Source organism: Alphaproteobacteria bacterium, assembly GCA_033344895.1.
Taxonomy (GTDB): Bacteria; Pseudomonadota; Alphaproteobacteria; order UBA8366; family Aestuariispiraceae; genus Pacificispira.
In genome coordinates this window covers 1242115-1256879 of sequence record JAWPMN010000001.1, presented here as the reverse complement: position 1 = coordinate 1256879, position 14765 = coordinate 1242115, and the positions used below count along the sequence as shown (strand labels likewise).

13 protein-coding genes are annotated in these 14765 nt (G+C 64.1%); 3 read left to right on the top strand and 10 right to left on the bottom strand.

The annotated features are described in order from the left end of the window. Window positions 1-6 precede the first annotated feature (6 nt). A complete protein-coding gene (locus R8L07_06135) occupies window positions 7-849 on the top strand; it encodes a sulfite exporter TauE/SafE family protein (protein MDW3205106.1) in 843 nt (280 codons plus the stop codon). A 22-nt stretch (window positions 850-871) separates the two neighbouring features. Here R8L07_06135 and R8L07_06130 read toward each other — a convergent pair whose 3' ends face one another. Then, window positions 872-1762: a trypsin-like serine protease gene (locus tag R8L07_06130; GenBank protein ID MDW3205105.1), complete on the bottom strand. Its 891-nt coding sequence runs from the start codon at window positions 1760-1762 to the stop codon at window positions 872-874. 170 nt (window positions 1763-1932) lie between these two features. Between R8L07_06130 and R8L07_06125 the strand changes: the two genes are divergently transcribed. Beyond that, window positions 1933-6021, top strand: a complete 4089-nt coding sequence (locus R8L07_06125) for a PAS-domain containing protein (protein ID MDW3205104.1) — start codon at window positions 1933-1935, stop codon at window positions 6019-6021. A gap of 21 nt (window positions 6022-6042) precedes the next feature. Here R8L07_06125 and ureG read toward each other — a convergent pair whose 3' ends face one another. From ureG to R8L07_06085, 8 genes are all read right to left on the bottom strand, one after another. Continuing rightward, window positions 6043-6678: an urease accessory protein UreG gene (gene ureG, locus R8L07_06120; protein MDW3205103.1), complete on the bottom strand. Its 636-nt coding sequence runs from the start codon at window positions 6676-6678 to the stop codon at window positions 6043-6045. Further along, window positions 6675-7355, bottom strand: coding sequence for an urease accessory UreF family protein (locus tag R8L07_06115; GenBank protein MDW3205102.1), 681 nt, complete (start codon window positions 7353-7355; stop codon window positions 6675-6677). Before R8L07_06115 ends, ureG begins: the two co-directional genes overlap by 4 nt. Continuing rightward, a complete protein-coding gene (gene ureE / locus R8L07_06110; protein MDW3205101.1) occupies window positions 7352-7864 on the bottom strand; it encodes an urease accessory protein UreE in 513 nt (170 codons plus the stop codon). Before ureE ends, R8L07_06115 begins: the two co-directional genes overlap by 4 nt. Before the next feature lie 2 nt (window positions 7865-7866). Then, on the bottom strand, window positions 7867-9576 hold the full coding sequence (gene ureC / locus R8L07_06105) for an urease subunit alpha (protein MDW3205100.1): 1710 nt from the start codon (window positions 9574-9576) through the stop codon (window positions 7867-7869). 3 nt (window positions 9577-9579) lie between these two features. After that, on the bottom strand, window positions 9580-9897 hold the full coding sequence (locus R8L07_06100; protein ID MDW3205099.1) for an urease subunit beta: 318 nt from the start codon (window positions 9895-9897) through the stop codon (window positions 9580-9582). A gap of 13 nt (window positions 9898-9910) precedes the next feature. After that, a complete protein-coding gene (locus tag R8L07_06095) occupies window positions 9911-10213 on the bottom strand; it encodes an urease subunit gamma (protein ID MDW3205098.1) in 303 nt (100 codons plus the stop codon). Window positions 10214-10238: 25 nt separating this feature from the next. After that, a complete protein-coding gene (locus tag R8L07_06090; protein ID MDW3205097.1) occupies window positions 10239-11147 on the bottom strand; it encodes an urease accessory protein UreD in 909 nt (302 codons plus the stop codon). 75 nt (window positions 11148-11222) lie between these two features. After that, complete coding sequence (locus R8L07_06085; protein MDW3205096.1) at window positions 11223-12236, bottom strand: hypothetical protein; 1014 nt, start codon at window positions 12234-12236, stop codon at window positions 11223-11225. Between the two features lie 176 nt (window positions 12237-12412). Here R8L07_06085 and nudC point away from each other — a divergent pair, with 176 nt between their 5' ends. After that, window positions 12413-13342 (top strand): NAD(+) diphosphatase, encoded by a 930-nt coding sequence (nudC, locus tag R8L07_06080; GenBank protein MDW3205095.1) that lies wholly within the window; start codon window positions 12413-12415, stop codon window positions 13340-13342. Between the two features lie 229 nt (window positions 13343-13571). Here the strand turns inward: nudC and R8L07_06075 are convergent, their stop codons facing one another. Beyond that, entirely contained in the window at window positions 13572-14699 is a 1128-nt protein-coding gene (locus R8L07_06075; GenBank protein ID MDW3205094.1) for a prephenate dehydratase, read from the bottom strand. Between the last annotated feature and the right edge of the window lie 66 nt (window positions 14700-14765).

Sequence of the window (14765 nt, the reverse complement as noted above, 5' to 3'; positions counted from 1 at the left end):
TCTTCCATGCCCATCGAGTTTGATTTCGCCTTTCTTCTGCCCTTCGCCCTTGCCCTGCTGGCGACCGGTGCGGTCGCAGGGACCCTGGCCGGTCTGTTGGGGGTCGGTGGCGGGATCGTGATCGTCCCGATCCTGTTTCTGCTGCTGCCGGCCTTCGGTGTGCCGGAAAGTGTGCGGATGCATCTGGCGGTGGGCACGTCGCTGGCGACAATCGTTCCGACCGGATTGGTTTCGGCGCAGTCGCATTGGAAACGGGGCGGAGTCGATATCGATCTGCTGAAGCTTCTGGGCCCGTGGGTCATTCTCGGCGTTGCCATCGGGATCGTTGTCGGAACCCGCGCCGGGGGCGATACGCTGAAGATCATCTTCGCCGCAGTGGCGCTGCTGGTGTCGATCCATATGGGGGTCGGCCGTGAAGGCTGGACGGTGGCGAAATCGCTGCCGGCCTGGCCTGGGCGTGCCGTGATCGGCGGCTGGATCGGCGGGTTCAGCGTCGTTATGGGAATCGGCGGTGGCACGCTTGGTGTGCCGACGCTCAGCGCTTTCAATGTACCGATCCGCCGCGCGGTCGGCACCGCTGCCGCCCTCGGGCCGGTCATCGCGCTGCCGGGTGTCATCGGTTTCGTGATCAGCGGTTTCGGCAATCCCGACCTGCCGCCCTTCAGCCTGGGCTATGCCAATCTACTTGCCTTCGCGGTAATCGTGCCGGCGACCATCGCCTTTGCGCCGCTGGGCGCAAAACTGGCGCATACCATTCCGCCGAAACTGCTGCGGCGGTTGTTTGCGCTGTTCCTGTTCGTGACGTCCTGCCGGATGGCCTGGGCGGCGGTGGAAGGCAGCATCGGCTGACGAAGCGCCACCCGATTCCGGATCAGGGATTCGGCAGTTTGCCGGTGCGGTGAATGCCGGGCTCCAGCCCCGGCGCGACCTCCGTATGGCGGATGGCGCGCTCCACCAGGGTCAGGATGGTGCGGATCGGGACCGCCGTATTCGTTGTGGAGCCGTCTGTCAGCGGGACGTTGGTTGCACTGTTCAACCCAATCACCTGAAGCCCGCCATTGTCCGTCGGGATCGCGATGGGGGCACCGGAATCGCCCCCGACAATCTGGCAGGAATGGCTCAGCAACTCACCTTGTCCGAGGAACCCGACGATATTGCATCGCTGATCGACGGAGATGGCATGCGCCCGGTCTCTGGGATAGCCGGCCAGCGAGAAGAAGCGGTTCTCCGTCACGAGGTCTTTCAGGGTCTGCTCATCCAGCGCCTGAAAGCCCAGGAACCCGGTTTTCAGGCCGATCGGTTCCTTCAGGATGATCAGTGCCCAGTCGTGTTCCATGTTCGTCGGCGCTGCCCAGGCCTCTCCATCGAAACCGGGGGCGGGTATGATCTGGTTGGCAACTGAATGGGCAATGAATTCGCCGCGCTGATAGCCGGCGACGAAATGCACCAGTTGCGGTGCGACATATCGCTTCGTCGACCGGTAATAGAGGCAATGGGCGGCGGTCAGGACCAGACGCTCTCCAATCAGCGAGCCCGTGCAATGAGATCGCGTTCCTACCCCGCTGATATTGACCCGACCGACGGCACTCCAGGGATACTGGCTGGCATCGACGACAGTTCGGTGATCGGTTGAAACCGTCGTCAGCGTCGTTTCGTCGGCATGTACAGGCGCGGAAAGCACCGCCATCGCCGGCAGGAGCGCCATGGCGAGCCGTGCCGCGAATGCGAAATGTCGCAGTGGGGTATGTCTGTTAATTTTCACTGTCCGTCCTCACCGGCCCGCCCTGTCGGCCGGCCATTCTCGCGGGGCAGAATAGGCCAAACGCGGGAGAGAATGAATAGCCATACAATCTGTTTTTACGGATTTTTCATCATTTTCGCGCGATGGTACAGTCCGCGCAGGGAAACCGGCGCCTGTAGAGAGGGGATCGCTTGAGCGCAACGGTCGATACCGTCACGGACACCGAACCATCCTTCATGCCGAAAGTGCGTGTGGGGGCGCTCATCCTTGCGCTGACCGGCAGTGCCATCGGCATGTCGGTGTTTCTGGCATGGCTGCTTGGTGACCCGTCCGGCCTCTTTCAGTCGGTCGGCAGCGCCCCGACCCAGCCAAATGCGGCTTTCGGGTTGGGCGTGTTGGGGCTGGCCGCAGCCAGCCTGATATCGATGCGGTTCCGGGGCGCGGGCATGTTGGCGGCCGGCATTGCGGTCGCCATAGGCCTTGCGACGCTGGTGCAGAACGCAACCGGTCTGGACCTTTCGGTCGATCGGCTCTTCGTTATCAGCGGGGCACAGGACAGGACACTCGTGGCCAATCGGATGTCGCCACCGACCGCCGTCTGCCTTCTGGTCACCGCCTGTGCCGTACTGGCCTCCTTCCGGCCTTTCGGTCTGCGCGCGCCAGTCCTTGGCATTGTCGGCGGCGCGCTGGTTCTGGTGGCCGTTGCCGCGATGGCGACCTGGCTCTTCGGCCTGTCCCATATGCTATCGGCGGGTTATGTCGGCCTTATGGGAACTGTCACCGCGCTTGGTTTCGGGATGATCGGCAAATCCCTGATCGGGGCGAGCCTGCAGTTCGCGCCGGTGTTCCGTGACTTTCGCAGGCAGGCCATTGTTGGCGGTTCCGTCCTGGTCGGGCTGATGCTCAGCGTCATTGCGTGGCAAATCGCGGCCTCGGTCCAGTCGCAGGCGGAAAGGCGCGAAACGGAACTGGAGGCACGCTCGGCGTCCCAGATCATTGCTGGGGCCCTGCGCCAACGGGCCAATGGTATTGAGCGGATTGCGGAGCGATGGGGCTATGCCGTGGAGGCGGAGGAGGTGTTCTGGCGCCGGGACGCCCGTGCCCTGGCCAGGGACTATGCCGGCCTGCTGTCGATCGAGAAGGTCGACCTGGCGGGGACGATCCGGTGGATTGAACCGGTACAAGGCAACGCGGAAGCCATCGGAATATCGATTTTCGACAACGATGTCGTCGGCAGTGCAGCGAAGCGCGCTCAGGAAACCGGGCGGCTTGCCTATTCCGACATCTTCACTTTGCTGACCGGGAAGCAAGGCCTGGTCATGGTCCGGCCGGTTACGGAATCCGGGATCCGGATGGGGTTCATCATGGCGGTCATCGACCTCGAGGAACTGGGCGAGGTGATTTCCGAAAGGGTGGAGTTCAGCGAACTGAATGTCGTGCTCGTCGACCCCGCGGGGACCGAGTTTACCATCGGAGTGGAAGGTGATGAAGCGGCCCCATATGCCGTCGAGCCGATGGCCCTGGCTGATCCGGGCTGGCATGTACGCGTACGCAGGGTGACGCCGGTTGCGGCCGAACTGCGAGCCTGGTTCCCGGAGGTGATCCTGCTGCTTGGCTTGGCGGCGACGGTCCTGATGTTTCGCACCGCCCGCCTGTCGGCCGTCGCGGCGGCCCGGCGGGCCGAAGCGGAGGCCGCGTTGGAAGAAGCGCGGTCCGATGCCCGGGCCAGGGAGGAAGCGGAAACGACCCTGGCGCTGGCGATCGAATCCCTTGGCGAAGGTTTCGTCCTGTATGACCGGGAGGACCGGCTGAAACTGTTCAATTCCCGATACGTCGAATTCTATGCCAAGAGCGCGGATCTCATCCAGGTCGGAACCCGGTTCGAAGACATGCTGCGGGCCGGCGCGGCCAGAGGGCAGTATGTGTTCGATTATGAGGGGCAGTCGGAGGAAGAGTGGGTTCAGCGGCGGGTTCACAGCCACCTCAATCCCGGCGAACCCTTCCTTCAGAAACTCGATGATGGTCGTTGGCTGAAGATCGAGGAGCGCCGAACGGCGGATGGCGGCATCGTAGGGTTCCGCGTCGATGTGACGGAATTGATTGAGCGTGAAGAGCAGCTGGAGCAGGCCCTGGCCGCCCAATCCAGGGCTGAGGAGGTTCTGGAGGCAGCGATCGAGGCGATACCGGAAGGGTTCGTCCTGTACGATGCCGAAGACAGGCTGGTGACGTGCAACACCACCTACCGAAAAATCTACAGCCATGCCGCCCATCTCGTCCAAACCGGGATCCGGTTCGCCGACCTCATCCGACAGGGAACCTATGCCGGTGCGTTCGGGGTCGATCCTGCCGACGAGGCGGCGTGCGAAACCTTCATTGCCGAACGGCTGGAAGCCCATGCGGCCGGCAGCGGATCCTTCGTGCATTCGCTGGCGAACGGCCGGTCGATCCGGACGGAAGAGCGGAAGCTGGACGATGGCAGCACGGTCGGCCTGCGGGTCGACGTCACCGAACTGGTCGAACGAGAAGCCCGCATGGCGGAGGCACAGTTCCGGGTCGAGGAAGCCCAGAAACTGGCCCGGATCGGGGATTTCTCATACGACCTGGAACAGGATTGCTTCACGCATCTGTCCCTTCAGGCGAAGGCGCTTTTCGACGGGGCAGCAGACGGACCAGGCGTATCCTATCGGAGCCTGGCCGCAATGGTTGCCGGAAGCGGCGCTGACCGGTTCCGCGACCGCGCGCAGGCCATGCGCGACGACCCCAGGGATTACAGTGATGAGGTGACACTGTCCCTGCCTGATGGATCGGTACGACACCTGCAGGAGTTCGGCCGACCGAACTTCGACGAGGACGGCAACTGCACCGGGTTTGACGGCACGTTCCAGGACATTACGCAGCGCAAGCAGGCGGAGCTGGAACTCCAGAATATCGTTAGCGAGCAGCAGCGCGCCCAGGAGCGCCTGGAACAGCAAAGTCAGGAACTGGTCCAGATGGCGGAGGATATCGCGGTGGCGCGCGATCAGGCAGAGGCGGCGACACGCGCCAAGTCCGAGTTCCTGGCGGCAATGAGCCATGAAATCCGGACACCGATGAACGGTGTGCTGGGCATGACCAGCCTGCTGCTGGACACCGATCTGACCGACGAACAGCGCCATTATACCGAGGTCGCACGCCAATCGGCGTCGGACCTTCTCACCATCCTGAACGACATTCTGGATTTCTCGAAACTGGAAGCGAAGAAGATTGATCTGGACCTCGTGCCCTTCCGGGTCATCGATATCGTTGACGGGGTGACGGAACTGCTGCTGCCGCAAGCCCGGGAGAAGGGCGTCGATCTGAAAATGGAGGCTGCCGAGGGCGTCGATACCCTGGTCGAAGGCGATCCCACCCGGGTCCGACAGGTCCTGTTCAATCTGGTCGGCAATGCCTTGAAATTCACCGACGACGGCACCGTCATCATCCGTGTCGGTATCGACCGGTCCGCGGAAAATGCCGACATTCGTCTTGAGATCGAAGACTCGGGCATCGGGATCAAGGACGAAGCGAAGGACCGCCTGTTCAACAGTTTCACCCAGGCGGACAGTTCGACCTCGCGGCAGTTCGGCGGGACCGGGCTGGGGTTGGCCATCTGCCGGCAGCTGGTCGAACTGATGGGGGGCGAGATCGGCTTCGAGTCCGAATATGGCAAGGGCTCGACCTTCTGGTTCACACTGTCCCTGCCGGTCTGCCATGACAGCGTCGAACCGGCGGCCATCGAAGTAACGGCGGCCGAGGGGGAGACACGACAATTGTCGCTGCTGCTGGTCGAAGACAACGAGGTCAACCAGATCGTCATCGGTACGATGCTCAGCAAGCTGGGCCACAAGGTGGAAACGGCGGAGAACGGCGCTGCCGGTGTCAGGGCGTTGCGTGTGAAACCCTATGATCTGGTCTTCATGGATGTTCAGATGCCGGAGATGGACGGTCCGACCGCAACCCAGTGGATTCGGGCATCCGGTCTGGACTGGGCTGATCTGCCCATCGTCGCCCTGACCGCCAATGCGCTGGAAGGCGACCGCGAGCGCTATCTGGCGGCGGGGATGTCCGACTACGTGACGAAGCCGGTTCAGATCGAACAGCTCGCGGACGTGATCCTGCGGCATACCGGCGTTGCCGCAGGCGACGGAGCCGAAAGGGCCGATGCCGACGAACCGAAGGCGGACGAGGGGCCCGTTTTAAGTGAAGAAGCCGAAGCCGAACTGAACGATCTCCTGGGCGATCTGGACACGCTAGGCAGTTGATCGACACTCCGGGCCTCCGCCTCAGGCGGCTTCCTCCTTCAGCCCGGCGGTCCTTTCGATGAAGGCGACAATTTCCGCGACGCCTTCTTCCGCCTTCATGTTGGCGAACAGGAAGGGTCGATCGCCGCGCATCTTCCTGGCATCGCGATCCATCACCGAAAGATCGGCGCCAACCAGCGGGGCAATGTCGATCTTGTTGATCACCAGCAAATCCGACCGGGTGATCCCCGGCCCGCCCTTGCGCGGAATCTTGTCGCCGGCCGAGACGTCGATCACATAGATCGTGATATCCGCAAGATCGGGGGAGAAGGTGGCGGCCAGATTGTCACCGCCGGATTCGATCAGCAGGACTTCCAGTCCCGGAAACTTCTCCACCAGGTCGTCGACGGCAGCAAGATTGATCGATGCGTCTTCGCGGATCGCCGTATGCGGACAGCCGCCGGTTTCCACGCCGACGATCCGTTCCGGCACCAGGGCGCCGCTGCGCGTCAGGAACTCGGCATCCTCGCGCGTATAGATATCGTTGGTGATGGCCGCGATGTCGTAGGTTTCGCGCATCGCCTTGCACAGCCGGTCCATCAGCGCCGTCTTGCCGGAGCCTACGGGCCCGCCAATGCCGATGCGTACAGGGCCGGTATGATTGGGGAACTGGGTCATGATCTGAACAGCCTCGTGTATTGGGTTTCGTGAAGCATGGCAGCCATGTCGACGGCGATGCCGGCATTGGTGATGTCTTCGATCGCCGTGTCCTGGGCCTGTCGTGCGGCCGCCTCAATGGCCGGCTTGAGATTGGTCAGCGCAGTCACGCCGTCGCGCTGACCCAACGGCACCAGACGTTGTCCGGCCGACACCAGATTGGCGGCCGCCGCATGAAGCCAGGATTCCACGGCGACACCGGTGGGAATTCCGGCATCCCGCGCGGCCGCCCCGAACACCACGGCATGCGGCAGCAGCCCGCCTGTCCGTTCCTTTGCGGCGTCTTTCAGGGTGGTGAGGCGGGGATGGTTCTGCCCGCTATCCGTCAGGGCCTTCACGAAGGCGCGGCCCTGGTCGGTGGATTCCGCGGCCAGTTCCGCCGCGCCGCGCAGGGCGGTTGCCTCCTCCAGAATATGGGGCAGGTCTTCCGGCTCCGCCCGATGGGCTGCCGCCAGATATGCTGCATCCGCCTGCAGATCCCCAAAGGTGATTAGGGCGTCGATGTAATCTTCCATGTCTTTCCGGTCAGCGACCGCGCCGGCTTCCACCAACCATTCCAGCGCATGGGAATAGCTGAAGGCGCCAACTGGAAAGGCGGGGGAGGTCCAGAACAGGATGGTCTGAAGCCAGGCCGTCACCGATCCGCTCCCGCTGGCCCGTGATTGTGACCGTGATCATGATCGTGATGATGATGGCCGTGCCCGCCGCCTTGCCCGGCATAGGCGCCCGGTTCCGGTGAGAAACCCGCCTCATGCCGGGTGACCTGCGCGCCCAGACCTTCCACCATTGCCTCGATTACAGTATCGGCCCGAAAGCGTACGGCACCGGTCGCCAGAATCTGTACCGGCAGGTGGCGGTTGCCCAGATGCCAGGCCAGCCGTGCCGTCGCCGCGGGCGTGTCCGCCGCCGCGTCGGCCACCGGTTCCGGGGCCTCCGCGATCCGGATATAGCCACCCTCGTCGAGCGCCAGCCCGTCGCCGCCACGCAGCACGGTTGCTTTCGGGAGGTCCAGCAGAAACGCCGTGCCGGAATCATCGGTGAGGCGGATGCGCCGTCGGTTCCTGTGGTCGAAATCGAGGGTCGCCGTTGCGGTTGTTTCCGCTGTCGGCCACTGCCCGGCCGGATATGCCTGAATCGCCCGCCGCATGGTTAGAACAGGAAATAGCGCTGCGCCATGGGCAGTTCCGCCGCCGGTTCGCAGGTCAGCAATTCACCGTCAGCCCGCACCTCGTAGGTCTCAGGGTCGACGGAAATGTCCGGCGTCGCGTCGTTCAGGGCCATATCGGCCTTGGTCACCTTGCGGCAACCGGATACCGGCAGGACGGTCTTGCTCAGCCCCAGGGTCTGTTTCAGGCCGCCCTCTACCCCTGCCTGGGACATGAAGGTCACGCTGCTGGCAGCCAGAGCGCCGCCGAACCCGCCGAACATCTGCCGGTAATGGATCGGCTGCGGGGTCGGGATCGACGCGTTGGGGTCGCCCATGGCAGACGCCGCGATGACGCCCGAGCGCAGGATCATGTCCGGTTTCACGCCAAAGAACATCGGTTTCCACAGGACCAGATCGGCCAGCTTGCCGACTTCGATCGAACCGATATGGGCCGAAAGTCCATGGGTTCTGGCCGGGTTGATCGTGTATTTCGCGATATAGCGGCGGACCCGCAAATTGTCGTTGTCGCCCGCCTCCCCCGGCAGGCCCCCGCGCTGGACCTTCATCTTGTGCGCGGTCTGCCAGGTCCGGGCGATGACCTCCCCGACCCGACCCATGGCCTGACTGTCGGAGGAGATGATCGAAAAGGCGCCGATGTCGTGCAGGATGTCCTCGGCCGCGATGGTTTCCTTGCGGATGCGGCTTTCGGCGAAGGCGACGTCTTCGGGGATCTTCGGGTCCAGGTGATGGCAGACCATCAACATGTCCAGATGTTCGTCGACCGTGTTCACCGTGTAGGGACGCGTCGGATTGGTCGAGGACGGGATGACGTTGGACAGGCCGCATACCTTGATGATGTCCGGAGCATGCCCGCCGCCCGCGCCTTCGGTGTGGAAGGCGTGGATTGTCCGGCCCCGGAAGGCGGCGATGGTGTCTTCGACGAATCCGCTTTCGTTCAACGTGTCGGTATGGATCGCGACCTGAATGTCGGTTTCCTCGGCGACGGACAGGCAGCAGTCGATGGCGGACGGGGTCGTGCCCCAGTCCTCGTGCAGCTTCAGGCCGATGGCCCCGGCGGCGACCTGTTCGATCAGGGCATCCGGGCGCGATGCATTCCCCTTGCCGAACAAGCCTATATTGACCGGCATGCCGTCGACGGCCTGCAGCATGCGCGCCATGTGCCAGGGCCCGGGCGTACAGGTGGTGGCATTGGTTCCTTCCGCCGGGCCGGTTCCGCCGCCAAGCATGGTGGTGATGCCGGACATCAGGGCGTCTTCGGCCTGCTGGGGGCAGATCCAGTGGATATGGGCATCGATGCCGCCGGCGGTCACGATACGGCCTTCGCCCGCGATGACTTCGGTTCCCGGTCCGACAATAATGTCGACCCCGGGCTGGACATCGGGGTTTCCCGCCTTGCCGATCGCGGCGATACGGCCATCCTTCAGGCCGATATCCGCCTTGTAGATGCCGGTGTAGTCCACGATCAGCGCATTGGTGACCACCGTGTCCACGGCGCCTTCCGCCCGGGTCGCCTGGGATTGTCCCATGCCGTCGCGGATGACCTTGCCGCCGCCGAACTTGACCTCCTCGCCATAGGTCGTGCGGTCGGACTCGACCTCGATGATCAGGTCGGTATCGGCCAGCCGTACGCGATCCCCGGTGGTGGGGCCGAACATGTCGGCATACGCCTGTCTTTCTATCCTGACCGGCATGGTTCAACTCCCCTCATCCAGCGGCCCCTGAACGGCCGCATTGAAGCCGACGACCCTGCGGTCCCCGGCATAGTCGATCAGCGTCACGGTCCGGCTCTGTCCCGGCTCGAAACGCACGGCCGTTCCCGCGGGAATGTCCAGCCGGCAGCCGCGTGCGGCTGCCCGGTCGAAGTCCAGGGCCGCATTCGTTTCCGCGAAATGATAATGGGACCCGACCTGCACCGGTCGGTCGCCGGTGTTGGATACGGTGACGGTCACCGTGCGCCGCCCTGCATTCAGTTCAATCTCGCCTTCGGCGCACAGGATCTCTCCAGGGATCATCGTCGGCCTCCCGTCAGCGGATCGGGGTGTGGACGGTCACCAGCTTGGTGCCGTCGGGGAAGGTGGCTTCGACCTGGACCTCGTGGATCATCTCGGCGATGCCGTCCATGACCTGGTCGCGGCCCAGAACCTTTGCGCCTTCCTGCATCAGCTCGGCGACGCTTCGGCCGTCGCGGGCGCCTTCCACCACATGATCGGTGATCAGCGCGATCGCTTCCGGGTAATTCAGCTTCACCCCTCTGGCCAGACGCTTGCGGGCCACCTCGGCGGCCATCGCGACCAGCAACTTGTCCTTCTCTCGCGGTGTCAGATGCATGGTGCCGCGCCCCTCCTCTTTCCCGTCAACAATGGATCAGTGCCGGCAGTTTGGCCGGTCTGTTCAGGGCGGCCCCGCGCAGCTGCGCCCAGACATCGAAATAGGCCGCGCGCAGGGCCGCAGGGTCGCGGCTCAGGAACCGCACCAGCAGCAAGGGCCCGACACATCCCGCCGTCGCCGCGACCGGCCCGTCCCCCGGGAGCACGGCCCGAACCTTATCGCGAAGCGTGGAGGGATCGGCGGCGGCGCAGACAACTGTGCCGAGGGCGGTCGCTCCGTTCAGACCGAAACGGCTGTCACGGGCGGCCTGCGTCAGGTCGAATGCGTCGCGCCAGACCGTGCGCCCACCGATCCGGACACGCCAGGTCTCCCGGAAAGTGCCGTCACGCAGCACCTCTCCCATCGCGCCGCGGCCCAGAACGGCAATCTCCCCGGCCAGGACATGGGCGGACGGGACCGCAAGCTCCAGCACCGTGTTGCGCTGCAGGCGCGCGCCATCGAACAGGATGGTTTCCTGCGGGATATATTCCAACGCGGCCCCGTCGCCTGCGCGGAGGGTGAAGTCGATACGCGCCGCCGCCGGGTCCGGGGCGCGATAAATCTTTTCGGCCGCCTGCGCCATGACCAAGGAATCGGTGCCGTCTTCGCCGACTATCTCGATATTGACCTGATCACCCCCGGCAATGCCGCCAGACACGGTCGTCAGAACCGCCGTGATCGGGTCGCCCCTGGCCGGCCGCGGGAACAGCACCCGCATCGGATGGCTTTGGAACAGGTCGGACAGATGTGTCCCGTTTCGCGATGGGTCCTTCCGGAAGCTGACGAGGGCGCGACCCCTGGCGCGCTGGTGGCGCGGCGCGGTGGTCAATGTAGCGAGGGCCCTGTCTCCATCCATCCGGAAACGGTAGACCGAACCTGTGCTGCCGCGCAACATGTTGCGGTGCAAAAAAGTGGTGACACGGCTCTACCCGGATGTGTCAGCGGGCATGCTGCCGTGCCGGGGCCCGGATCACGGTACGATCTTGTCGACCCGCAGGATGTTGCCGGAATGAAGGCTGATCCGCACCGGACCGTCGGTGTCGTAGCCCATGTCGCGCAGCAGGATATGCATCCATTCCTCGATCTTGTCGCGTTTGGCGACCGTCACGTATTTGTAGCGGCGCACCGCGGTATTGCTGCCCGTCATCAGGTCGATGGCGATGCGGCAGGGAAATTCCTCGTCCATCACGCGGGTGATCGACCGCGCCTCATCGGTGGTGAACTGGCGCAGTTCCACCGTGAAGATGCTGCGCGGCTGGGCACACAGCTGGCTGCCCGCGCCGATCATGTCGTCCGGAATGTCGGTCGCGGCCAGTTTCGGGGGTGCGTATGCCGCCAATTGGTAGGACAGGACGTCACCCAGATTGGCGGCGATGTCTCCAGCCCGCGGGCGGATCGTCATGTCGACGCAATCGGTCAGATTGTCCAGACAGTCGGCGGGGCCGGGATAGGCCTCCGGCGGCAAGGCAAAGCTGTTGATGATCCGGTTGGTCTCACCGTCGAAGATCTCGCCCGTCACGCGGGTCTGAATGCGGCTGCCGTATTCCTGCTGCTTTACCGAGGCATGGACGCGGAACAGGATCAGTGCCCTGACATCCATGCTGGCCAGACCGGCGCCGTCGATGCCGCGGAACAGGTCGAACAGGTCCGTCCGGTCCATTCGGTCCGGGAAATCGAAGCCGATCCGCGCGCCGGCGGATTCCGCATCGACGACATGAAAGCCGTGGCGGGAGAGCTGCGTCTGCAATGCTACGGAGACCTCCCGATAGAGACCGGACGACCGCTTGATCGACCCTTTCTCGGAATCGTCCCCCAGGATCAGGACCGGAATCGACTCTGCATCGACCTGCGTCATCGGCGGGGAGGATTGAGCGAAGGCCACCTCTGAAAGGACCGGCTCCGCCTGCGCGGAGCAGGCCGTCAGGGCGGCCAGCCCGATGGCGAAGACGGCCGGTCCGGCCCGGAAACTGTGTCGATGACCCATGGCACTCTCTCCCGTTTGCGTCCGCATGGCTGCGTTACCGGCACGGGCTATGACAGGACCGGGCAGCTTTTCCCGGAATCTTGCCGTTGCACATGTTTTGACGCAAGGGAGGGCGAAATCCGTCGCCGCTTTCCGGCGTTGATGCCCTTGGCGACGCGTGCCACTCTCGCGTCGTCATGAAGCGTGTTCCGCATCACCGTCATCCGCCGAACGTCTATGCCTCCGGTCCGCTGGACCGGGCCGACAAGCTGCGCATGGATGCCGAGGGCCTGGCGGCGGCCTTGCGACACGACGCGGCACGGCTTGTACCGGTTTGGCGCGGCCGCAGCCTGGTTGTCATGGGGGAGCAGATGTCCAGCCTGCGCCCCGCTGCCGCACATACCGAGATCCTGTCGATCGTCGAGGAAACGGTCTTTCTGGGGTTCGACCCTCAGGGGGCACCGCATTTTGCCGTCGACCTGTCGGAACATGAGGAGCCGCCGCTTCTGGCCGAGGACGCGGCCTTTGAGGATCTGCGCAAGGTCGGGCCGCTGCTGGCTGAGGACGAAGGATCGATCCTGGCCTATGCGCGCGGGCTTGTGCACTGGAACCAGCGTCACCGCTATTGCGGCGTCTGCGGGGCCAGCACCCGTCCGGCGCGCGGCGGGCATGAGCGCAAATGCACCAATGAAAGCTGCGGCGCGGTGCATTTTCCGCGCACCGACCCGGCGGTGATCATGCTGGTGCATGACGGCGCCGACCGGATCGTGCTGGGCCGGCAGGCCGACTGGCCGCCGGGCCGCTGTTCGGTGCTGGCCGGTTTCGTGGAACCCGGAGAGAGCCTGGAAGACGCCGTCGCCCGCGAGGTGATGGAGGAGGTCGGTCTGCCGGTCGCGGATGTCACGTACAATTCCAGCCAGCCCTGGCCCTTTCCGTCCTCCATCATGCTGGGATTCAGTGCGCGCGCGACGGCGACCGACATTAAGGTCGACCTGGACGAGCTGGAATCCGCCCGATGGGTCACCCGCGACGAGGTGGCGAACAGCCCCGAAGACGATAGTTTCGCCCTGCCGCGCCGCGATTCCATCGCCTATCGCCTGATCCAGGATTGGCTGGCGGCGGGCTAAAGCCTCGAGCATTGTGTTCGCATGATGCCCATTCGCGATGGCTCCTGCTTTCGCAGGAGCACGGCGATGGGGATGCCGGATCGTTACGGTCCTCTCACTCCCGTATTCCTGCGGAAGCAGGAATCTTCGTCGTATTCGCTCCGGCGCCTGCCCCTCGTAGGCTCCTGCTTTCGCAGGAGCACGAGACCGTTGGATCGATCCGGGATGGCGCAGTTATGTGCCCGATATTCTACTCGTCCTGACGGAACTCCGCCTGGGGATAGACGCCCAGCAGTTTCACATTGTTGGTGAAGAACTGCAGTTCCTCCATGGCGCGGTCGACGGCCTTCTCGGCCGGATGACCCTCGATCTCGGCATAGAAGCGGGCGCGGGAATCGTCGCCGACGCTGATATAGCTTTCCAGCTTGATCATGTTGACGCCGTTGGTCGCGAAGCCGCCCATCGCCTTGTAGAGCGCGGCGGGCACGCTGCGGACGGTGAAGACGAAGCTGCTCAGGCAGGGGCCTGAGCGCGGGTCCGGTTCGATCCGCGTTCGTGACATGACGACGAAGCGGGTGACATTGCCGATCCGGTCCTCGATACGCGGGCGCAGGACTTCCAGGCCGTATGTTTCCGCCGCCAGGGAGGAGGCGACGGCGGCGATGGTCGGATCGTTAAGCTCCGCGACCATCATGGCGGCCCCGGCGGTGTCGGCGGCCGCGACGGGCTTGATCTTCAATTCACGTAGCGTGTTGCGGCACTGTGCCAGCGCCTGCTGGTGGCTGCGTGCTTCCTTCACCGTCTCCAGCGTCGCGCCCTTCGGACCCAGCAGGTAATGGTGCACCGGCTGGAAATGCTCGGCGACGATGAACAGGTTCGATTCCGGCAGCAGGTGATGAATGTCCGCGACCCGGCCGCCCAGCGAGTTTTCGATCGGAATCATCGCCAGACCGGCGCGACCTTCCTCCACCGCCGCAAAGGCATCCTCGAAAGAGGCGCAGGACATCGGCTCCATTGCCGGAAAGGCTGCCCGGCAGGCCAGATGGGAGAAGGCGCCGGGGACGCCCTGGAAGGCGATGACGGGGTTTTCGGTCGCGGGGTTCACGATCATGGCTTCACGGTCCTGACTGACTTGGCCCATACGGCGCGGGGCGGCGTATTGCGCGGGCGCGGATGCCGCGTGCATGCCATGCTCGATAAAGGCCGACGTCACTTTCAGGGCGGCGGCCAGTTTCGGCATCAGCGCGCGACGCGGCGCGGTTTTACCCGTCTCCCACAAGGCGATGGTCGACTGGGTGACCCCTAGTCGGTCGGCCAGATCCTTCTGGCTTAGTCCCGCGGCGGTGCGGGCATCCTTTATTCTGCGAGACAGGTTCATGGGCGCGGATTAATGAACCACCAGCCTGAAAGGTCAAGAAAAATTTAACTTATAAAAATCAGAAAA